This is a genomic window from Kitasatospora sp. NPDC087271, from assembly GCF_044744605.1.
Lineage (GTDB): Bacteria > Actinomycetota > Actinomycetes > Streptomycetales > Streptomycetaceae > Kitasatospora.
This window is the reverse complement of sequence record NZ_JBIUYQ010000006.1, coordinates 323,152-343,113: the sequence shown is the minus strand read 5'-3', so window position 1 is coordinate 343,113 and position 19,962 is coordinate 323,152. Positions and strand designations below refer to the sequence as shown.

The window sequence follows — 19,962 nt, the reverse complement described above, 5'->3', positions numbered from 1 at the left end:
CCGCCTTGCCGGCGGTATGGCCGCAGCCCGGAGCAGGTGCGCAGGGCCGCCGGGCGGGCTCGGCGGGCCGGGAGGCGCCGCCGGCGGCGCCCCGACCTGCGGCCATACCGGTGCCGTACCGGTTCGCAGGCCGTGCGCAGCCCCGCCTGCCTACCGTCTTCACCACGGCGGGCCACCACCCGTCGAACCCCCACCGATCAAACCAGTGAAGGGAGTTCAGCCATGGCCGAGAACATCGACCCGATCGTCGGCGAGGACAGCGAGGAGGCCCCCGAGGTCGAGGCGCACGCCGCCAACGTCCTGGACCTCCAGGCGATGAAGGTCCTTCAGGAGGCCTCCGACGGCAGCTGCTTCAGCCTGATCAGCTACGTCAGCTCCGCAGAGACCTCCGCCTGACCGGCGGCAGGTCAGCGGTGTCCGGCGCGGGGGCGGGCGCACCACCGCCCCCGGCCGCCGGGCAGCGATTGGCTTCCGGGGCGGTCCCGCCGGTGCGGGACCGCCCCGGCCCGATTCCACCCCCCACCCCGGAGGACGGCCATGGAGCCCACCTCGCTCTCCCGCAACCGGGACTTCCGGCTGCTCTGGGTCGGCGGCCTGATGGCCTCGCTCGGCTCCCAACTCGCCTCGATCGCCCTGCCGTTGCTCGTCCTGCGGGAGACCGGATCGGCCGCCCAGGCGGGCGCCATCGGCACCGTCTCGATCGGCGCGCTGCTGCTCACCATGCTGCCCGGCGGCGTCATCGCCGACCGGATCGAGCGGCGCCGGCTGATGCGGGTGTGCGACGTCGGCAGCCTGCTCGCCGTCACCGCGCTGGTGATCGCCGTCCTGCGTGGCCACACCCCGCTGCCGCTGGTGCTGCTGGTGGCCGCCGCCGGGGCGCTCATCACCAGCGTCTACGGGCCCGCCGCCGGCGGCCTGCTGCGAGCGGTGGTGCCGCGCGAGCAGGTCCGCGCGGCCTCGTCCCGGATGCAGGCGCGCGGCGCCGCCGCCCGGCTGGTCGGGCCGATCGCCGGCGGCGCGCTGTTCGCCTGGCACCCGGTGCTGCCGTTCCTCGCGGAGGGCGTCGGGCTGCTGCTCTCCACCGTCTGCGTCGCGCTGATGCGGACCCGCTCGGTGCCCGCCGCCAGGAGCGGCGCGGCGTTCAGCCGCGGCGAACTGACCGCCGGGCTCAGTTTCATCTGGCGCCAGCCCTACCTGCGCACCCTGCTGCTGATCTTCGGGCTCGGGATGAACTTCGCGTTCAGCGCGCTGATGTTCACCACCCTGGCCGTGGCCTCCGACGGCGGCCGCTCCGGGATCGGCGGCGGCACCGTGGTCTCCTGCACCGCGGCCGGCGCCCTGGCCGGCGCGCTGCTCGCCCCGAGGCTGGAGGCCAGGGCGCGTCTGACAATTCACGCGCCCGACGGGAATTGTCAGACACGCCCTGGAGCGCGCCCCGGGGTGCGCGACGGCAGGCTGGTGGCGCTCAGCTGCTGGGCGGCCGCGGCCACCGCCGGGGTGCTGGTGCTCACCCGGATCCCGCTGCTGATCGGGCTGCTGTGCGCGGTGTGCATGTGCCTGTCCACGGTCGCCAGCATCGGCTTCGTGTCCGGCATGCTGCTCGCCGCGCCGCCCGACCGGATCGGCCGGGTGCAGAGCGCCGCCGGTTTCCTGTCCACCCTGGTCCAGCCGTTCGGCCCGCTGGTGGGCGGCGCGCTGCTCGGCGCTCTCGGCGGCACCCGGACCTTCGCCCTGCTGGCGCTCGCCATCTCGCTCTGCGCGGCCGTCGTCACCTGGGCGCCGCCGGTCCGACGAGGTCCGGCGCCTGCCCCGGCCCCGGCCCCCGCGCCGCTACCCGCACCCGCAGGCTGAACCGTTCGGCGGCCCGGGAGACGAGCGACCCGGAAGAGCTTGGAAAAGAGTTCTCCGGAAGAGCCCGGAAGAGCCCGGAAGACGACCCGGAAGAGGAGGCGCGCCATGGCCGGCGCCCAGGAGACCCAGCTGTACTGCCTCGCCGATCCGACGTACTACGACACCCCCGGCCGGCTCCGCGACCGGGCCGGCCGGTACCAGCTGGGGCTCGGCGCACCGCCCGCCGGGTGGCGGCGCGAGCGGCGCGGGCTGTGGACGGCGCTGCGGCCGGACGGCGCCCGGCTGCCGGAGCAGGGCTGGAAGATCCACGTCTCGACCGTGCCGGAGGAGGCCGAGGCGACTCTGCGGGCCGTCGCGCGGGTCTGCATTGCGCGCCGCACGACGTTCAAGTTCCTGCGCAGCGACGAGGCGGTGCGGGTCGCGAACGGCAAGTACATGGGGCGCGGCAGCAGCGGCAAGTTCGTCACCGTCTACCCGGGGTCGGAGGAGGAGTTCCTGGCCGTGGCGGCGGAGTTGGCCGAGGTGCTGGCGGGCCGCCGGGGGCCGTACGTGCTCACCGACCTGCGGATCGGGACGGCCCCCGTGTACGTGCGCTACGGCGCGTTCGTCGAGCTGTGGTGCCAGGACGAGGACGGGCGGCCCGTGCCCGCGCTGCGCGACCCGTCCGGCGAGCTGGTCCCCGACCGGCGCGACCCGGTGTTCCAGCTGCCGGCCTGGGTCGAACCGCCCGAGGAGCTGCGCCCGCACCTGGCCGCCCGGGAGGCGGCCGGCGGCGACCTGCCGTACCGGATCGTCGAGGTGCTGCAGTTCTCCAACGCCGGCGGGATCTACCTCGCCGAGCACCGGACCACCGGGGAGCGGGTGGTGCTGCGCGAGGCCCGCCCGCACGCCGGGCTGGACGCCGCCGGGGACGACGCCGTCACCCGGCTGCGGCGCGAGCAGTGGGCGCTGGAACGGCTCGCCGGCCTGGACTGCGTGCCCCGGCTGCACGAGGTCCGGACGGTCTGGGAGCACACCTTCCTGGTCCAGGAGCACATCGAGGGCGTCCAGCTGTTCGCCGAGGCGATCCGCCGTTACCCGCTGGTGCACCAGAACTGCACCGCCGGACAGCGCGCCGAGTACGCGCACTGGGTGGCCGGGGTCGTGGCCGGACTGGAGAAGGCGCTCGGTGCCCTGCACGAGCGGGGCGTCCGGTTCGGCGACCTGCACCCGGCCAATGTGATCGTCCGTCCGGACGGTTCGGTGGTGCTCGTCGACTTCGAGTACGCGGAGGAACTCACCGGCCGCCGTGTCCCGCTCGCCGGCGCGGGCGCGCTGCAGCCCCCGCCCGGGCTCGACGGGGCCGACGCCGACCGCCACATGCTCTGGGCCACCTGGCTGATGCTGCTGATGCCCGTGATGGAGCTGGCCGAACGCGATCCCGGCAAACTGCCCGCGCTGGAACGGCGGGCACGGCACTGGTTCGGCCTCGGGCCGGAGGAGGGGCCGGTACGGCCGGGCGCCGTGGCGCCGGTGGCGCCGGTGGAACCGGTCGGCGAACGGCGGGTCCGTGAACTCCTCGCCGGGCCCACCCTCGACGCCGCCAGGAACGAACTCGTCGCCGGCATCCACGCCGGGGCCACCCCCGACCGGCCGGACCGGCTCTTCCCCGGCGACCCGGCCGGATTCGCCGACGGCGGCACCGGCGTCGCCCACGGCGCCGCCGGCGTGCTGTACGCGCTGCACCGCGCCGGGGCGCCCTGCCCCGACGAGTACGCGGACTGGCTGATCGCGGCGATGCGGCGGCGCGGCCCGAGACCGGGCGCCGGCGGGCTCTTCGACGGGCCGCTCGGCGTGGCGGCCGTGCTGGCCCGGGTCGGCCGCGGCGACGAGGCCGCCGAACTGGCCGCCCAGGCCCGGCGGGCCCGGCCCGCGCCCACCGTCGCCCTCCACGGCGGCCGGGCCGGCGCCGCGCTCGCCCGGCTGCGGCTCGCCGACGCCCTCGGCAGCCGGCGCGAACTCGCGGACGCCCTCGCCGACGCGCGGGCGCTCGACGCGGTGCTGCGCGGGCAGACCGTCCCGGGGCTCGGCGCGCCGACGGCGGCCGGACTGCTGTACGGCCTGGCCGGGATCGCCCTCGTCCAGCTGCGGCTGTACCAGCGGACCGGTGAGGACTGGCTGCTGGCCTCCGGGCGCGAGGCGCTGGGGCGGGCCGTGGCGCAGTGCGTGCGGGTGCCCGACGGGTCGGTCCAGGTCCTCGACCGGGGGCGGCGGCTCGCCTACCTCGACCGCGGCAGCAGCGGGATCGCGCTCGTCGCCCGGGAGTACCAGGCGCTCGGCGGCAGCGGGTCCGAGGGATTCGGCGGGTCCGAGGAGTTCGGCGGGTTCGGGGAGTTCCTCGCCGACGTGCGGAGGGTGTGCGCACCCGGATTCGTGCGCGAGCCCGGGCTGTTCCGGGGCCGCGCCGGGCTGCTGCTGGCGCTGGACCGGCTGGGCGGGGCGGCGGCCCGGGACGCCGTCCGCGAGCAGGTCCGCAAGCTCCAGTGGCACCTGGTCGCGCGGCCGGAGGGCCTGCTCGTCCCCGGGATGCGGCTGCGGCGGTTCTCGGCGGACCTGCACACCGGGGCGGCGGGCGTCCTGCTGGCCCTACGGGCCGTCGAACAGGGCTCGGAGGGCGGGGAGTTGCTGGACGTGCTGACGCTCGGCCCAAGGGGTGCCGGCCGGCGCGGCGGGCTCAGCTGAGGTTGTCGGCCAAAGCAGTGGCGTGCTCGCGGGCGTGCAGGTGGGTGAGGCGGGGGAGGGCGTAGAGGGCGGCGTGGGCGGTGACCTCGCCGGTGGGGGAGGTGACGGCGCCGGTGTCGGTGAGGGCCTCCAGGGTGCGCAGGGCGAGGCGTTCAGGGCGGCCGAGGGCGGCGGCGGCCTCGGGGAGGGTGAACAGCAGGGAGAGCGGGAGGGCGGCGAGCCGGCCGAGGGCGAGGCGGCCCTGGTCGGTGAGGTCGCGCCAGCCGGAGTCGAGGCGGGCGCGGACGGTGACGTCCCCGGCGACGAGTTCGTCCAGGGCGCCGGCCGGATCGGCGAGGCGGGCCGCGTACTCGGCGAGCGGCAGGTGGCGCAGGACGGCGAGCCGGGTGCCGGCGACCCGGACGGCGAGCGGCAGCAGCCCGCAGGCCTCGACGATCCGGGCGGCGGCCGCGCGGTCGGTGCCGGTCCGGCCGGTGCCGACGATCCGGCCGAGCAGGTCGAGCGCCTCGGCGGGGGCGAAGGGCGGCACGGTGACCCGGTGCACCGAGGCCAGTCCGGCGAGCTGGCTGCGCGAGGTGACGAGGGTGGCGCTCGGGCCGAAGCCCGGCAGCAGTTCGCGGACCACGGCCTCGCCGGGGGCGTCGTCGAGGATCAGCAGCATCCGGCGTCCGGCCAGGGAGGCGCGCCAGAGGGCGGCGGCCTGGGCCGGGTCGGCCGGTCTAGGGCCGGATCGGCCGGTGAGGGCGGCGAGTTCGGCGAGGATGTCGGCGAGCGGGCGCGGGGCGCCGTCCTCGGTGCGCAGCCGGAGCAGCAGCCGGCCGTCGGGGAAGCGGTCGGCGAGCAGGTGTCCGGCGTGCACGGCGAGGGCGGTCTTGCCGACGCCGGCCGGGCCGGAGAGGACCGCGACGCGCTCGCCGCCCTCCGCCAACGCGTCGATCAGCTCCCGCAGTTCGTGGCTTCGGCCGGTGAAGTCGGTGGTGTCGGCGGGCAGCAGCGCGCCGCTCGGGCCGGGGTGCTGCGCCGGCCGGGCGGTGGCGGGGCGGGCCGGGCCGTGGGCGAGCAGCTGCCGGTAGCGGGCGGTCAGGGCGGGGCTGGGTTCGAGGCCCAACTCGCGGGCGAGCAGCTGGCGGTGGGTGTCGTAGACGGCGAGCGCCTCGGCCTGCCGGCCGGACAGGTGCAGGGCGTTCATCCGGGCGGCCTGGAGGCGTTCGCGCAGCGGGTGGCGCTCGGCCGGGTCGGCGAGTTCCTCGGCGACGGCGGTGGCGTTGCCGAGCTCCAACTCGGTCTCCGCCCAGTCCTCGTGGACGCCCAGGCAGCGGGCCTCCAGCCGGTCGGCCTCGGCCTGGACGGCGGGCGAGCAGCGCAGGTCGGCGAGCGGCGGGCCCTGCCACAGGTCGAGGGCCTGGCGCAGCAGCCGGGCGGCGGGGGCGAGCGCGCCGCTGTCGGCGGCGGCCCGGCCGGCCCGGGCGAGGGCGCGGAACTGCAGGACGTCGAGCTCGGGTTCGGCGACCCGCAGCAGGTAGCCGCCGGCGGTGTGGACCAGCCGTTCGGGCCCGGGGTCGCGCCCGAGCAGGGTGCGCAGGGTGCAGATGTAGACCTGGAGGTTCTTGCGGGCGGTGCGCGGCGGCTCCTCGGGCCAGACCGCGTCGGTGAGCAGGTCGACCGGGACGGCCGTGTTGGCGCGGCTCAGCAGGACGGCCAGCACCAGCCGCTGCTTCAGCGGACCGAGGGCGAGCGGGCGGCCGTCCGCTTCGCCGGTCAGCGGGCCGAGGACGGAGAAGCGCGGCCGGGTGGGGGCGGCGGGCTGGGCCAGGGGCATCGGCGTACCTCCGGGGCGTGGGTGGGGGCCAGGGCGTGTCCGAGCGGGGGGCGTGACCGGTGCGGTGCGGGCGTGGGCGCAGGCTACTTGACGGCCGATCCGATCTGTAGGGCACGGAATCGGCCTGTTTCGGTCACGCGACCCTCACACTTCGGGCACCTGGGGGAGGGGGCATCCGGGGGAGGGGGCGGCCGGGGGCGGTGGCGGCCGGCGGGCGCGGTGTCGTGGCCGGTGGGGTGGGGTGGGAGAGGCGGGCGGGGTGCGGCGGAGGGCCGGGGCCGGGGGTGCGGGCCCCGGGGCGGACGGGGACGGGCGGGGGCGGTCCGGGGCGGGGGCGCCGGGGCGGTTCCGGCGTTCCTCCAGCGGTGCTCGTCGGCGCGGTGAGCGCCGCCCGAGGGGCCGGGGAGGGACCGACGGCCACCGGAGGTCCCGGTCCGGGTGCCGGAACGCGGGCCGTGCGGCCCCGGGGGCGCGGGCCGAACGGCCCTAGGGGGCGGGGGCGGTGCGTTCGGATCATGGATCGCCAGCCATTCGCACGACGTTCCTAAGGAGTGCGTCCTTGAGCGCCACCCCGGCACAGGGCGACCCCACGCCACCGCCAACCTCCGTACCGCAGCCGTCGGTTCGGCCGAAACGGCCCGGTTCGGCCGTGGTCAGACTGCTGACCACCACCGACCACAAGACGATCGGCTCCATGTACCTGGTGTCGGCGTTCGGGTTCTTCCTGATCGGCGGTGTCCTGGCGCTGGTCATGCGCGCCGAACTCGCCCGGCCCGGAACGCAGATCCTCTCCAACGAGCAGTTCAACCAGGCCTTCACCATGCACGGCTCGGTGATGCTGCTGCTCTTCGCGATGCCGCTGTTCACCGGCTTCGCCAACTGGATCATGCCGCTGCAGATCGGCGCCCCGGACGTCGCCTTCCCGCGCCTGAACATGCTGTCCTTCTGGCTGTTCATGTTCGGCTCGCTGATCGCCGCCGCCGGCTTCGCGACCCCGCAGGGCGCCGCCGACTTCGGCTGGTTCCTCTACGCGCCGCTGTCCGACGCCGTCCACTCGCCCAGCGTCGGCGCCGACATGTGGATCATGGGCGTGACGCTCTCCGGCTTCGGCAGCATCCTCGGCGCCGTCAACTTCATCACCACGATCATCTGCATGCGCGCACCCGGGCTGACCATGTTCCGGATGTCCATCTTCTGCTGGAACGTGCTGCTCACCTCGGTGCTGGTGCTGCTGGTCTTCCCCGTCCTCGCCGCCGCCCTGCTCGCCCTCGAATGCGACCGCAAGTTCGGCTCGCACGTCTTCGACCCGGCCAACGGCGGGGCGATGCTCTGGCAACACCTGTTCTGGTTCTTCGGCCACCCCGAGGTGTACATCCTGGCGCTGCCGTTCTTCGGGATCATCTCCGAGATCATCCCGGTCTTCAGCCGCAAGCCGATGTTCGGCTACGCGGGGCTGATCGCCGCCACCGTCGCCATCGCCGGCCTGTCGGTGACGGTGTGGGCGCACCACATGTACGTCACCGGGCAGGTGCTGCTGCCGTTCTTCTCCTTCATGACCTTCCTCATCGCCGTCCCGACCGGGGTCAAGTTCTTCAACTGGGTCGGCACCATGTGGAAGGGCTCGCTCAGCTTCGAGACGCCGATGCTGTGGACGGTCGGCTTCCTGGTCACCTTCCTCTTCGGCGGCCTCACCGGCGTGCTGCTCGCCGCCCCGCCGATCGACTTCCACGTCTCCGACTCGTACTTCGTCGTCGCCCACTTCCACTACACGCTGTTCGGCACCGTGGTCTACGCGATGTTCGCCGGCTTCCACTTCTGGTGGCCCAAGATGACCGGCAAGAAGCTCGACGAACGGCTCGGCCGGATCACCTTCTGGACGCTCACCGTCGGCTTCCACGGCACCTTCCTGGTCCAGCACTGGCTCGGCGCCGAGGGCATGCCCCGCCGCTACGCCGACTACCTGGCCTCGGACGGCTTCACCACGCTCAACACCCTGTCCACCATCTTCTCCTTCCTGCTCGGACTGTCGATCCTGCCGTTCCTCTACAACATCTGGAAGACGGCCAAGTACGGCGAGAAGGTCGAAGCCGACGACCCGTGGGGCTACGGCCGCTCGCTGGAGTGGGCCACCTCCTGCCCGCCGCCCCGGCACAACTTCGTCCGGCTGCCGAGGATCCGCTCCGAATCCCCGGCCTTCGACCTGCACCACCCCGACATCGCGGCCCTGGACGTCCTGGAGAACACCGGCAAGCCCGCCACCCACCTGGGCGACGTGAGCCCGGCCAAGTACGACCTGCCACAGACCAGGGCGGAGCGGGCGCGGTCCGCCGTGGACGGCTGACCCGAGGCCGGGCGCGCCCCGGCCGCCCGCTCCGAACCCTCCGACCGCCGTCTCCGCCCGCGCCCCCGTCACGGGCGGGGACGGCTCCCTCCCCTCGCGACCTGGAAGGCCGGCCCCATGACCCACACCGTCCTCGCCATCGGCACCGCCGCGCTCACCGCGAGCGGCTGCGTCTGGTACCTGCCCGCCATCGCCGACCTCCAGGCCGGCGCCGACCGGCCCCGCTCCACCCGTACGGCCGCGGCGGCCTGCGTCCTGTGGTGGGCCGCCCTCGCCATGGCCGGCGGGCTGCTGCTCGCCGTGCCCGACTGGCGGCCCGCCGCGCAGATCGCCCTCGCCGGGCTGGTCGGCGGCGTGGCGCTGCGGGTCCGCGCCCGGTGGGACCGGCGCGGGGAGCAGCACGAGGCCGCCGCCCGCTGGGCGGCCCTGGGCGCCCGGCCGGCGCCGCGCTCCGGCCGCCCCGCCGCCGTCACCCTCGCGGGGTGGCTGGTCGTCGGCGCCGCCGTCGCCTCGCTGGGGGCGGTGGCGATCCTGCTGTCGGACGAGGGCGCCGTCGGCTCCCGGGTGGTGCTCGCGGCGGTCAGCGGGGCCGGGGTGGCGCTGGCCTTCCTGCTGGCGGGCCTCGGCAGCGCGCGGCGGCGCTGACGGCCCCTCCCGCACGGGCGGCGCGGCTCCTCCGGGGGCCGCGCCGCCCGCGCGCTCGCCCGAATGGGGTCGTTGGGCCCTGGGTCCTGCGGCGGCCGGTGGGCGATGATGCCCTGGGCCCTGCCGGGAGTGTGCGGGGGTGACGAAGGTGGAGCCGCGTGATGGCGACCAAGACGGCGGGCGCCGGGGCACCGGCGCCGGTGCGGGTGTTCCTGCTGGACGACCACGAGGTGGTGCGCCGCGGGGTGCACGACCTGCTGGACGGCGAGCCCGATCTGGAGGTGGTCGGCGAGGCCGCCACCGCCGAGCAGGCGCTCGTCCGGGTGCCCGCGCTGCGGCCCGACGTGGCGGTGCTGGACGTCCGGCTGGGCGACGGCGACGGGGTGTCGGTCTGCCGTGAACTGCGCTCCCGGATGCCCGGCCTGGCCTGCCTGATGCTGACCTCCTTCGACGACGAGGAGGCGCTGCTGGACGCCGTCATGGCGGGCGCCGCCGGGTACGTGCTCAAGCAGATCAGCGGCACCGACCTGGTGGCCGCCGTGCGGACCGTCGCCTCCGGCCGCTCGATGCTGGACCCGGGCGCCGCCACCCGGCTGCTCAACCGCCTGCGCAGCGACGCCGAGCCCGCGCAGCCCGTCACCACCGGGCCCGCGCTGACCGTGCGCGAGCAGGAGGTGCTGGCGCTGATCGGGGAGGGCCTGACCAACCGGCAGATCGGCGAACGGCTCTACCTCGCCGAGAAGACGGTGAAGAACCACGTGTCGCGGCTGCTCGCCAAGCTGGGTGTGGAGCGGCGGGTGCAGGCCGCGCTGATCTCCACCGAGCTGCGCCAGGCCGCCGCCGCCGCGCAGCCGGCGCACCTGCGCTCCCTCCGGGGCTGACGCGACGTCCGGGCCCGGGACCCCCGGCGGGACCATCGGCCCTCGCGGCGCCGCCACCGCCGGGGCGAGCATCGAGAGCATGAACGGTGATCACGACCTGCTCGAACTGGACCGGGAGCGGGCGCTGGAACTGCTGGCCAGGGCCGCGGTCGGCCGGGTGGTCTACACCATCCGCGCCCTCCCGGCGGTGCTGCCGGTGTCCTTCCGGCTCGACCTGTCGGACGGCGGCGGAGTGCTGCTCTCGGCCCAGGCCGGCTCCGAACTCGCCCGGGCCGTGGACGACGCCGTGATCGCCTTCGAGGCCGACGAGGTGGACGGCGTGGACGGCTCCGGCTGGTACGTGACCGTCCTCGGCCGCGCCCAGGTCGGCCCCGCCGCCGGCCGCGCCCCCGGGGCCGTCCGGATCCGCATCCGCCCGGAACTCGTCGTCGGCCGGCGGCTTCCCCCGCGCACCGACTAGTGCGGATCGCCCTCGATGCGGCCCGCCAAGGCGCGGACGGTGGGCGGGAGTTGGCGGAGGCGCACGGCGAGCAGCGGGACGGCCAGGGCGAGGTAGACCCAGCTGAGGGCGACCCGGGCGGACTCGCCGGGGAGGGCGAACTGGACGGCGAACAGGGCGAACAGCAGCCCGGCCTTCCAGGGCAGGAACCGAAGGTCGAGCAGGAGCACCACGGCCAGGACGGTCTGCGCGGCGGTCAGCAGCACCTCGTCCACCTGGCGTTCGACCAGCGGGAGGGAGGCCGCGCCGCCGCCGGCCAGGTAGGCGAGCGGGAGGCAGCCGATCAGCAGGGTCCACTGGTTGACCTTGCTGGAGAGCAGCGCGCCGAGGCCGTCGTCCCCGCGCAGCCGCCAGGCGAAGACGACCGCGACGATCAGCTCGGGCGCCTCGGAGGCGAGCGGGGCCAGCCACTGCACCAGCAGGAAGCGGTCGATGCCGAGCGAGGCGCCGGCGTCGACCAGCGAGGTGGCGAAGGGCTCGGCGCAGGCGAAGATCACCCCGGCCGCGACCGCGAACACCAGGACGGTGGTCGCCCGGCGGCGCTGCCGGGGGAGGGCGGCCAACCGGGCCGGAACGCCGATGAGTTCCTCCTCGTCGTCCTCGCTACAGCGGCTGACCCGGAAGAGGTAGTAGCCGTACCAGGCGATCAGGACGACCGCGAGCACCCAGGAGATCTGCCGGGTCAGCGGCATCACGAAGGCCACCAGGGCGGCGGCGCCGAGGAAGGCGGTGTCGATCCGGCGGTGCTCCCGCAGGGTGATCCCGGGGGCGGCGCCGCGGCGCCGGGCGGCGAAGGAGGAGGCGAGGGCGACCAGTGGCCAGCCGACGCCGACCAGCAGTCGGTTGGCGCCGGTCATGTTGGCGGCCGCGTAGGCGGCGTACTCGGGCCGGGTGCCGGCCGCGTACGCGAAGTAGAGGTCGACGGCGTACTCGGGCAGGACGGCGATGAACGCCAGCAGGGCCAGGGCGAGCGGGCCGGAGATGTCGGCCCGGGCGGTCTCCGCGGCCCACATCAGCAGGAGCGCCGCCGCCAGGACGCCGAGGCCGAAGACCACCATGCCCGGCACGGGCGCCAGGTGCACCCCGGCCAGCCGCAGCACCACGGAGGGCAGCGCGCCGGCCACGGCGGCCCCGATCCGCAGGGCCGTCACGGATCCGCTGGGCGGCTGCGCCGACGGGATCTCGGCGGGGCCCGGTGGGGTGGCGGTCGCGGGTGACTTCTGGGCCATCAGCCGTCCTTGCGCTCGGGGAACCTGAGCAGGCTAGGGGCGGAGGGCGGCTGGGTGGGCCGAACGGCGGGGCGGCGTGGCCGAGTTCCCCCGGACGGCGGGCGGGCGCCGTGCCCTAGGCTGGCCCGGGACGCCGTCGACGGAGGGAAACAGGACGCCATGCTCGACCCCGGGACCGCCGCCCTCTACGCGCGGGACGAGACCTGCCGGCTGCTGGGCATCGCGCTGGACGAGGTGTCCGCCGGTCGAGCGGTGACGCGGATGACGGTGGCCGCGACGATGGTGAACGGCCACGGGACGGCGCACGGCGGCTTCCTGTTCCTGCTCGCCGACGCCGCGTTCGCGTTCGCCTGCAACAGCCACGGCCCGGTGACGGTCGCGCAGGCGGCGCAGGTCGTCTTCCTGGCCCCGGCGGCGGTCGGGGACGAACTGGTGGCGGAGGCGGTGGAGCGGTCGCGGGCCGGGCGCGGCGGGGTCTACGACGTGACGGTCCGGCGGGCGGACGGGAAGGTCATCGCCGAGTTCCGCGGGCAGAGCGTGGTGATCGGGGGCCGGCCGCAGACCGACTGAGCGCCCGGGCCCTCACTTCTGTCCGGCCCCTCACCGCTGCCCGGCCCCCGCCGTCACCTCCCGGTCAGGACCGCGGACGCTCGTCCAGCACCTGCTGGAGCTTGCCGGTGCGCGGGTTGGTGACCAGTTCGGAGCGCGGCACCCACTCGACCGCGAGGTCGTGGATGCTGCCCAGCGCGACCTCGTCGGGGTAGAGCGGCCGGGCCGTGTACACGGCCTCGACGAGCCGGTCGGCGAGCTCGGGGGCCGGCCGCCGCCCGGTGTAGCCGAGGCGCAGGATCAGGCCGTCGCGCCCGGCCCAGCGGCGCTGCACGAGCTGCATGCCGGTGATGTGGCGCTCCGGGTCGGCGGCGAGCAGGACGGCCCGGATCTCCTCGGTGGGCATGGCGACGGTGCCGACCCGGGCGCCCTCGGTGGAGCGGCCGAGCAGGCGGAAGCGGCGGCAGCGGGCGTCGGTCCACTCGGCGCGGTCACCGGTCGGGTAGCGCAGGATCGGCATCAGGGTGCGGAACAGGTTGGTGACGACGACCCGGCCGGGAGTCCTGGGCGTGGTGATCGTCTTGCCGGTGACGTCGTCGACGAGCTCCACCACCGTGCGGTGCGCGAAGGCCTCGTGCACCCGGACGTCGTCGCCGGGGACGGGCGAGCCGACCAGCCCGGCGTCGTTGGAGGCGTAGCCGACGGAGGCGACGGCGGCGTGGGGGAAGGCCCGGGCGAGGATCGGCCGCAGGTCGGCGAAGAGCAGGTCGCCGCCGAACAGCAGCAGTTCGACCCCGTCGGCCGTCTCCCCGCGCTGGACCAGGCACTCGGCGACGGCGCTGAGCTTCATCGGCTCGCCGGCCAGCACGTGGACGCCGAAGCCGGTGATGAGGTCGGCGATGTACGGGTCGGGGGCGGCGCCGCCGACGCCCAGGCGGACGTTGTCCACGGGGGCGTGGTGCAGGGCGCCCTCGATGTAGAGGAAGCCGCCGTAGAGTTCGCCGGCCGTGAAGAGGTTGGCGACCCGGTGCCCGGGCCGCAGGCCGGCCCGGACGAGTCCGGCGCCGAAGGCGGTGACCGAGTCGGCGTGCTCGGTGCGGGTCCAGGGCGAGAACTTGGGGACGCCGGTGGTGCCGCCGGTCTTGTAGATGCCGGCGTCGCTGAGCGGGCCGGTCAGGACGCGGTTGTCGGGCCAGGTGTTGGCGGCCCAGAAGGCGGCCTGGTCGATGACGGGGAGCTGGTCGAGGCGCTCGGCGGCGGGGGGCAGGTCGCGGTACAGCTCGGCGTAGAACGGCGAGTTGGCGCGGGCGAAGGCGATCAGCTCGGCCAGGGGCTTGGCGGGCATGGTGGTCGGGTCCCTTGCTCAGGAGGAGGGTGCGGCGGGGGGTGCTGCGGGGGGTGCTTCGACTCGCGCTTGGAGGCGTGCTTCGGGCTGCCCGAGCCAGGTCCGGGCGAGGGACTGGACGGTGGAGCCGTCCGGGTCGGCGAGTTTGGCGGCCAGGTAGTCGGCGGCCCACTGGTTGGCGGGCACCCGGAAGGGCGGCCGGTCGGAGAGCAGGGTCCGCACGACGACCTCGGCGACCTCCCGGGCGGGCTGGCCGGCCGACTCCCAGCCCTGGCCGCCGATCCAGTCCAGGTAGCCGGCGAAGGTGGGCGCGTACGGGCCGGAGGCGGCCTGGACGGTGCCGCGGTCGATGTCCGGGAAGACCCCGAACCGGGTGTCCGGGACGTAGCCGGGGACGACCACCGAGACCTGGACGCCGTGCGCCGCCGCGACCGGGGCGAGCGCCTCCAGGAACCCCTCGACGGCGAACTTGGCGGCGCAGTAGGCCTCGTTGAACGGCTGGCCGACCACGCCGTGCACGCTGCCGACGGCGACCAGGCGGCCTGCGGCGGCCCGCAGCAGCGGCAGCGCGGCCCGGCTGACCGCGGCCACCCCGAAGAAGTTGACCTCCAGGTTGGCCCGCAGCGCCGCGTCGGTGGACATCTCCAGGGTCGGGTCGGAGTTGGAGACGCCCGCGTTGTTGACCACGGCGTCCAGCCGCCCGTACGTCCGGGCCACGCCGTCCAGGCAGGCGGCGATCGAGCCGGGGTCGGTGACGTCGAGGCGGCGGACGTCCACGGTGACGCCGGCGGCCTCGGCGGCCCGCCGGAGCTCCCCGGCGCGGCCGGGTTCGCGCAGGGTGGCCACCGTGCGGTACCCGGCCCGGGCCGCCGCGACGGCGGTGGCCAGGCCGATGCCAGAGGACGTTCCGGTGATCAGGAGGACCTTCCCGTCGGCGCTCCCGGCCTTCGCGCCGCTCCCGCCGCTCCCGCCGCTCCCGGCGCTCCCGGCGCTCCCGCCGTTCATGACGCGCTCTCCGCGAGCTCCCCGGGGGCGGCGGCCTCGCGCCCGGCGGCGTCCAGCAGCGGCTGGAGGCCGAGGGCGGGGAGGAAGGAGCAGGCGGCCAGCAGGGTGCCGCCCGCCATCACCGCCCGGGCCGCGTCCAGGATGCCCAGCGGGCCGGTGAGCAGGGTGACGGCCAGGCCGCCGACCAGCGCGGCGAGCGGGATCACGCCCCAGGTGACGGTCCGGAAGGCGGCGTGCATGACGCCCTGGTTGCGGGCGGTCATCCGGGCCTGCCGGGTGGGCGCGCTGCACACGTTGATGCAGGACATGAAGAACCCGTAGCAGCCCATGGTCACCGCGATCACCGGCCCGGGCGGCAGTGCGGGCGCGGCGAGCAGGCCGAGGCCGGCCAGGCAGTGCAGCAGCAGCGACCAGGCCATCGTCCGCCCCAGGCCGAACCGCCGGCTGAGCCGCGGGGCGACCAGGGCGCCGATCAGCGCTCCGAGCGAGGCCACCGACATGGCCGCGCCGAAGGCGCCGACCGTCACGCCCAGGCCCCGGTAGGCGAGGACGGGCAGGACGGTGACGAAGACCGGCCCGCCGCAGTTGAGCGTGACGGCCGCCAGCACCACCCGGCGCAGCACCGGGTCCGCCCAGTTGAGCCGGAAGCCGAGGGTCAGCCGCTCCCGGATCGAGCCGGGTTCGGCCGTCCGCTCGCCCCACGGGCTCATGTACCGGAAGCAGACGGCCGAGACCAGGTAGCTGGCCGCGTCCACCAGCAGGGCGGCCACCCCGAGCGCGCTGTACAGGGCGGCGGCGATGGAGGGGCCGGCGACCTCGGCGACCGAGCCGCTGCCCTCCAGCCGGGAGTACGCGCGGACCATGCCGTCCTCGGGCACCACGGCGGGGACGGCGACCAGGTAGCCGACATTGAAGAAGATCGTCGCGCCGCTGATCACCGCCACGCAGCCGAACAGCAGCGGGGTGGACAGCACGTCGAGCCAGTACGCGAGCGGGATCGCCGCCACCGCCGCCAGCCGGACCAGGTCGCAGCCGAGCATGGTGCGGCGCTTGTCCCAGCGGTCGACCAGCACCCCGGCGACCGGCCCGAGCAGCGGGATGCCGAGGTACTGGGCCATCGCCACCACGCCGACCTGGAGGGCGGAGGCGTGCAGAACGAAGATCATCAGAGTCGGGACGACGAACACGGTGACCTTGTCGCCGACCAGGCTGACGGTCTGCCCGGCCCAGAACAGGTCGAAGCCCCGGCCCAGCGGCGCCGGCCGCGCGGGCGCCGTCCCGCCTCCCGCCGGGTCGGACGTCACGCCCTCGCCCGTCCGGTCGGACTTCACGCACCCTCCCGCAGGACCAGCCCGGCGGTCTTGCCGGTGCGGCCGTTGCTGATCAGCTCCTCGACGGGCCGTACCCGGAAGGACTCCGGGTCGTGCTGGAAGGCGGTGCTGAGCGTGAAGGTGGCGCTGAACAGCTCCTTGCGCAGCCGCTCGGCGTCGGGGGTGGCGCCCGTCCCGCCGGTGAGCAGCAGGACCTCCACCCCGGTGGCCCGGCCGCGCTGTTCGGTCAGCACCACCTGGGCCCGGGCCACGCCCGGTTCGCGCTCGGCCCGGGCGATCAGTTCGGCCACGTCCAGTCCGAGGCCGCGGACCTGGACGACGTTGTCGCGTCGGCCCAGCACCCGCATCGCCGGGCCCGGGCGCCCGCACGGGCAGTCGGTCAACTCGCCCGCGTCGCCGGTGCGGTAGCGCAGCACGGGGTTGAGCATCTCGGGGTTGAGGGTGGTGAAGTCGAGCAGGCCGCCGGCGTCGGCGTGGACCAGCTGGTCGGGCAGCGGGTGGAAGGTGTCGGCCGGGCAGTCGGGGGTGTTGGTGGCCACCACCCAGGTCTCGGTGCTGCCGAACATGCCCCAGCGCCGCGCCTCGGGCGCCACCACGGCGAGGTCCTCGTCGAGTTGGGGCTGCCAGGCCTCGCCGAGCCACAACACCTTGCGCAGGGAGGGGAGTCGGATGCCGGCGGCGCGGGCGTGCGCGAACCAGAGCCGCAGCACGCTGGGCGTCCCGCCGATGGCCGTCACCCGGCGCGTGGCCAGGAAGGCCAGCCAGTCGCCGTACTCCTCGGCGGCGACCGAGCCGAGCGCGATGATCCGGCAGCCGGAGAGGTCGGCGAGCGCGGCGGCGAGGAAGTGCGCGCCCCACATCCGGCCGGCGCCCCAGGCGTTGACGAAGACGTCCGTCCGGTCGAGCGGCTGCCAGTGGGCGTGCACGCCGGCCATGTAGAAGCCGGTGGGGGCGTAGCCGACCTGGGGGGCGCCGGTGCTGCCGCCGCTCTGGAACAGCCAGGTGGCGGCCTGGTCGGCGGCGGGCTCCAGGTGGGCGAGGGCGGTGTTGAGGTCGTCCTTCGCCAGGGGCGGGAGCGTGGCGAGCCGGTCGAGGGTGTGGACGTTGACGTGGCTGGCGTAGCGCGGGGCCAGGTCGGGGACGCTGCGCAGCCGCTCCAGGGTGCGCCGGGCCACGTGCAGGCGGGGCTCGGCGGCCTCGGGGGGCAGGGAGAAGGAGGCGGTCATCGGGAGTCCGTCCGGGGGGCGAGGTCGAGGTCGCGGTTGGAGGTGGGTGTGGGTGTGGGTGTGAGGGCGGGGCTTCGGGTGGGGTCGAGGGTGAGCGGGCGGGCGCCGTCCGCGAGCCACCTGGCGTGGCCGTCGCGGTAGGCGGCGAAGCGGGCGCGGGTGACGTCCCGTTGGAGGGTGCGGTCCGGGTCGGTGAGGTCGGGGGCGATCACGCCGTCCGGTTCCAGTTCGGAGAACCAGTACCGCTCGCCGTCGTACAGGAAGTCGACGCAGAAGAACGGGATCGGCAGCCGCTCGGCGAACCAGGCGGTGGCGGCGGCGAGTTCGGGCGGCACCGGCGGGAACTCCATGGCTCCGCCCCGGCTGGCGTTGGCGACCGGGGAGCCGGGCTCCGGGGTCCGCTTCATCACCGCGTACGGCTCGCCGTCGACGACGTACACCCGGTAGTCGATCGTGCCGTCGCCCAGGTAGGGCTGGACCACCAGCGTGGTGTCGCCGCCCTGGGCGAGGCTGGCCAGGCCCCGGACGTCCTCGGGGCCGCGGGCCAGGTTGATCCCGCCGCCGCCGCACCAGCCGGCGGGTTTGACGATCGCGGGGTAGGTCATGTTCCGCAGGCCCACCTCGTAGCCGTGCTTGCTGATGTCCCGGCCGGTGCCGATCCGCACCGTCGGGATGGTCGGCACCGGGGAGCCGCCCAGGAACAGCAGGGTGGCCAGCTTGTCGTTGCCGATCAGCGAGACCTGCGGCGGGAACGGCAGGTAGAACCCGGCCTGTTCGAGCACCGCGTACAGCGCGTACTGGTTGAAGACGTCCATCGACTGGTACGGCAGCGAGTAGAGCGCGGTGATGAACAGGGTGTCCTCGGGGGTGACCGGCTCGTCGTCCACGTAGACCCGGGGGCGGCCGGGCCCGGTGGCGTCCACCGTGACGGCCTCCGGCGCGTGCCTGGTCCAGCGCAGGCCGAGGTCGGCGGCGCTCTCGGCGTAGAGGTCCCAGAAGAAGCCGTGCCACATCGCGGCCATCCGGGAGGACTCGCGGTCGGGGAAGATCCAGCACAGGCGGCGCAGTTCGCCGTCCCGGGGAGGGGCGGGGCTCGGGTCGGGGCTCGGGTCGGGGCTCGGGCCGGGGGTGCTCATCGCGCTCCTCGTGCGGTGGACGGCTCGGACCACCAGCGGCGGCCGGTCTCCGGGAGGGTGTCCACCGGGTCGTAGTAGGGGTGGCGCCGGTCGAGCGGGGCGTCCTGGCCGCCGCCGCTCTCCAGGCCGGTGCGGTAGTTCTTGGTCCAGTACGAGATGCCGAGCTCGCGGTCGTAGGCCACCGCCTGGTGCACCCAGCGCTTGCCGACGTGCGGGACGTCGCAGACCAGGCGCGGGGTCGCGTAGCCGGGCAGGTAGCCCATGATCGCCTCCTGGAGGCGCTGCGCCTGGTGCAGCGGCGTCCGCCAGTGCTCGGCGCCCGGGATCACGTCGCAGAGGTAGAAGTAGTACGGCAGGATGTTCGCCTCGCCCTGGAGGGCGAAGCAGAGGTCGAGCAGGTCCTCGGCGGTGTCGTTGACGCCCCGCATCAGCACGCCCTGGTTGCGGACGTCCCGCACGCCCGCGTCCAGCAGGGCCCGGGCCGCCTCGGCGACCAGCGGGGTGATCGAGCGCACGTGGTTGGCGTGGGTGTGCACGGCCAGGTTGACCGCGCGGCGGGCGGCCAGTTCGGCGACCCGGGCCAGGCCGTCCAGCAACTGCGGTTGCAGCCAGTGCTGGGGCAGGCCGACCACGGCCTTGCTGGCCAGCCGGATGTCCCGGACGGTGCCGAGGTCCAGCAGCCTCAGCAGGAAGGACTCCAGCCGGGGCCAGGGGACGTTGGCGAGGTCGCCGCCGGACAGCACCACGTCGCGTACGGCGGGGGTGCGCTTGAGGTAGTCGAGCATCTGCTCCTGCCGGTCGGCGGGGCGCAGCAGCAGCCGGGTCTTGGCCACCTGAGGCGTCGAGGTGCCGACCAGGTCCATCCGGGTGCACTGGCCGCAGTACTGCGGGCAGGTGGCGGTCAACTCGGCCAGCACCTTGGTGGGGTAACGGTGCGTCAGACCCTCGACGGCCCACATGTCCGCCTCGTGCAGCGAGTCCCGCTCGGCCCGGGGATGGCTGGGCCAGTGCGGGTGCCGGTCGGTGCGCACCGGCAGCATGTAGCGGCGCACCGGGTCGGCCAGGAACGCCTCGGTGAAGGCCTGCGGGTCGGCCGGGGCGTCCGGGGCCATGGTGTTCAGCAGCTGCGGCGGCAGCAGCATCGGCATGGTGGCGAACCCGGCCTGGTCGGCGGCGAGTTCGCGGTAGAAGTGGTCGGTGAGCCGGTCGCCGACGACGGCCCGCAGCTGCCGGGCGGTCTTCACCGAGTGGGCCCGCTGCCACTGGGCGTCGCGCCACTGCGCCTCGGTGACGCGGCGCCAGCCCGGCAGTCGCCGCCAGTCCGGCTCGACCAGCGCCGTCCGCGCGTACGTGTACGGCTGGCGGATCACGGGGTGGTCCACGG

Annotated in this window: 16 protein-coding genes; 8 read left to right on the top strand and 8 right to left on the bottom strand. The window is 75.3% G+C overall.

What is annotated here, in order from left to right:
* Nucleotides 1–222 precede the first annotated feature (222 nt).
* The 3 genes from ACIO9K_RS13680 (at nucleotide 223) to lanKC (ending at nucleotide 4,572) form a co-directional block, all read left to right on the top strand.
* Nucleotides 223–396, top strand: a complete 174-nt coding sequence (locus tag ACIO9K_RS13680) for a hypothetical protein (protein WP_363584699.1) — start codon at nucleotides 223–225, stop codon at nucleotides 394–396.
* Nucleotides 397–537: 141 nt separating this feature from the next.
* Entirely contained in the window at nucleotides 538–1,851 is a 1,314-nt protein-coding gene (locus ACIO9K_RS13675; RefSeq protein ID WP_363621695.1) for an MFS transporter, read from the top strand.
* Nucleotides 1,852–1,956: 105 nt separating this feature from the next.
* On the top strand, nucleotides 1,957–4,572 hold the full coding sequence (gene lanKC / locus ACIO9K_RS13670; RefSeq protein WP_400329506.1) for a class III lanthionine synthetase LanKC: 2,616 nt from the start codon (nucleotides 1,957–1,959) through the stop codon (nucleotides 4,570–4,572).
* Here lanKC and ACIO9K_RS13665 read toward each other — a convergent pair.
* Nucleotides 4,565–6,391 carry a BTAD domain-containing putative transcriptional regulator gene (locus ACIO9K_RS13665; RefSeq protein WP_400329503.1) on the bottom strand — a complete coding sequence of 609 codons (1,827 nt, stop codon included), beginning with the start codon at nucleotides 6,389–6,391 and terminating at the stop codon, nucleotides 4,565–4,567. The genes lanKC and ACIO9K_RS13665 overlap by 8 nt on opposite strands.
* Nucleotides 6,392–7,085: 694 nt before the next feature.
* Here ACIO9K_RS13665 and ctaD point away from each other — a divergent pair.
* From ctaD to ACIO9K_RS13645, 4 genes are all read left to right on the top strand, one after another.
* Complete coding sequence (gene ctaD / locus ACIO9K_RS13660) at nucleotides 7,086–8,732, top strand: cytochrome c oxidase subunit I (RefSeq protein ID WP_400329611.1); 1,647 nt, start codon at nucleotides 7,086–7,088, stop codon at nucleotides 8,730–8,732.
* A gap of 117 nt (nucleotides 8,733–8,849) precedes the next feature.
* Nucleotides 8,850–9,377 carry a hypothetical protein gene (locus ACIO9K_RS13655; protein ID WP_363621700.1) on the top strand — a complete coding sequence of 176 codons (528 nt, stop codon included), beginning with the start codon at nucleotides 8,850–8,852 and terminating at the stop codon, nucleotides 9,375–9,377.
* Nucleotides 9,378–9,538: 161 nt separating this feature from the next.
* A complete protein-coding gene (locus tag ACIO9K_RS13650) occupies nucleotides 9,539–10,258 on the top strand; it encodes a response regulator transcription factor (RefSeq protein ID WP_363584711.1) in 720 nt (239 codons plus the stop codon).
* Between the two features lie 79 nt (nucleotides 10,259–10,337).
* The gene (locus tag ACIO9K_RS13645; protein WP_363621701.1) at nucleotides 10,338–10,718 is read left to right on the top strand and encodes a pyridoxamine 5'-phosphate oxidase family protein; all 381 of its coding nucleotides are present in this window, start codon (nucleotides 10,338–10,340) and stop codon (nucleotides 10,716–10,718) included.
* Here the strand turns inward: ACIO9K_RS13645 and ACIO9K_RS13640 are convergent.
* Complete coding sequence (locus tag ACIO9K_RS13640; protein ID WP_400329499.1) at nucleotides 10,715–11,986, bottom strand: hypothetical protein; 1,272 nt, start codon at nucleotides 11,984–11,986, stop codon at nucleotides 10,715–10,717. The two genes, ACIO9K_RS13645 and ACIO9K_RS13640, sit on opposite strands and share 4 nt — an antisense overlap.
* 159 nt (nucleotides 11,987–12,145) lie before the next feature.
* Here ACIO9K_RS13640 and paaI point away from each other — a divergent pair, with 159 nt between their 5' ends.
* Complete coding sequence (gene paaI / locus ACIO9K_RS13635) at nucleotides 12,146–12,556, top strand: hydroxyphenylacetyl-CoA thioesterase PaaI (protein ID WP_363621705.1); 411 nt, start codon at nucleotides 12,146–12,148, stop codon at nucleotides 12,554–12,556.
* A 64-nt stretch (nucleotides 12,557–12,620) separates the two neighbouring features.
* Here paaI and ACIO9K_RS13630 read toward each other — a convergent pair whose 3' ends face one another.
* From ACIO9K_RS13630 to ACIO9K_RS13605, 6 genes are read right to left on the bottom strand one after another with little or no spacing between them, the layout of a single operon-like run.
* Entirely contained in the window at nucleotides 12,621–13,880 is a 1,260-nt protein-coding gene (locus ACIO9K_RS13630) for a phenylacetate--CoA ligase family protein (protein ID WP_400329496.1), read from the bottom strand.
* An 18-nt stretch (nucleotides 13,881–13,898) separates the two neighbouring features.
* A complete protein-coding gene (locus tag ACIO9K_RS13625) occupies nucleotides 13,899–14,885 on the bottom strand; it encodes an SDR family NAD(P)-dependent oxidoreductase (RefSeq protein WP_400329493.1) in 987 nt (328 codons plus the stop codon).
* On the bottom strand, nucleotides 14,882–16,216 hold the full coding sequence (locus ACIO9K_RS13620) for an MFS transporter (protein ID WP_400329490.1): 1,335 nt from the start codon (nucleotides 16,214–16,216) through the stop codon (nucleotides 14,882–14,884). The genes ACIO9K_RS13625 and ACIO9K_RS13620 overlap by 4 nt, the downstream gene beginning before the upstream one ends.
* Complete coding sequence (locus ACIO9K_RS13615) at nucleotides 16,213–17,442, bottom strand: AMP-binding protein (RefSeq protein WP_400329487.1); 1,230 nt, start codon at nucleotides 17,440–17,442, stop codon at nucleotides 16,213–16,215. The genes ACIO9K_RS13620 and ACIO9K_RS13615 overlap by 4 nt, the downstream gene beginning before the upstream one ends.
* Complete coding sequence (locus ACIO9K_RS13610) at nucleotides 17,439–18,578, bottom strand: RimK family alpha-L-glutamate ligase (RefSeq protein WP_400329484.1); 1,140 nt, start codon at nucleotides 18,576–18,578, stop codon at nucleotides 17,439–17,441. The genes ACIO9K_RS13615 and ACIO9K_RS13610 overlap by 4 nt, the downstream gene beginning before the upstream one ends.
* On the bottom strand, nucleotides 18,575–19,960 hold the full coding sequence (locus ACIO9K_RS13605; protein WP_363629825.1) for a lysine 2,3-aminomutase: 1,386 nt from the start codon (nucleotides 19,958–19,960) through the stop codon (nucleotides 18,575–18,577). Before ACIO9K_RS13605 ends, ACIO9K_RS13610 begins: the two co-directional genes overlap by 4 nt.
* Nucleotides 19,961–19,962: the final 2 nt, after the last annotated feature.

Coding starts and splice junctions, on each gene's coding strand:
- ACIO9K_RS13645 (WP_363621701.1), top strand. CDS start 10,338: ATGAACGGTGATCACGACCTGCTCGAACTGGACCGGGAGCGGGCGCTG.
- ACIO9K_RS13630 (WP_400329496.1), bottom strand. CDS start 13,880: ATGCCCGCCAAGCCCCTGGCCGAGCTGATCGCCTTCGCCCGCGCCAAC.
- ACIO9K_RS13655 (WP_363621700.1), top strand. CDS start 8,850: ATGACCCACACCGTCCTCGCCATCGGCACCGCCGCGCTCACCGCGAGC.
- ACIO9K_RS13650 (WP_363584711.1), top strand. CDS start 9,539: ATGGCGACCAAGACGGCGGGCGCCGGGGCACCGGCGCCGGTGCGGGTG.
- paaI (WP_363621705.1), top strand. CDS start 12,146: ATGCTCGACCCCGGGACCGCCGCCCTCTACGCGCGGGACGAGACCTGC.
- ACIO9K_RS13625 (WP_400329493.1), bottom strand. CDS start 14,885: ATGAACGGCGGGAGCGCCGGGAGCGCCGGGAGCGGCGGGAGCGGCGGG.
- ACIO9K_RS13610 (WP_400329484.1), bottom strand. CDS start 18,578: ATGAGCACCCCCGGCCCGAGCCCCGACCCGAGCCCCGACCCGAGCCCC.
- ACIO9K_RS13640 (WP_400329499.1), bottom strand. CDS start 11,986: ATGGCCCAGAAGTCACCCGCGACCGCCACCCCACCGGGCCCCGCCGAG.
- ctaD (WP_400329611.1), top strand. CDS start 7,086: ATGTACCTGGTGTCGGCGTTCGGGTTCTTCCTGATCGGCGGTGTCCTG.
- ACIO9K_RS13615 (WP_400329487.1), bottom strand. CDS start 17,442: ATGACCGCCTCCTTCTCCCTGCCCCCCGAGGCCGCCGAGCCCCGCCTG.
- ACIO9K_RS13680 (WP_363584699.1), top strand. CDS start 223: ATGGCCGAGAACATCGACCCGATCGTCGGCGAGGACAGCGAGGAGGCC.
- ACIO9K_RS13665 (WP_400329503.1), bottom strand. CDS start 6,391: ATGCCCCTGGCCCAGCCCGCCGCCCCCACCCGGCCGCGCTTCTCCGTC.
- ACIO9K_RS13675 (WP_363621695.1), top strand. CDS start 538: ATGGAGCCCACCTCGCTCTCCCGCAACCGGGACTTCCGGCTGCTCTGG.
- lanKC (WP_400329506.1), top strand. CDS start 1,957: ATGGCCGGCGCCCAGGAGACCCAGCTGTACTGCCTCGCCGATCCGACG.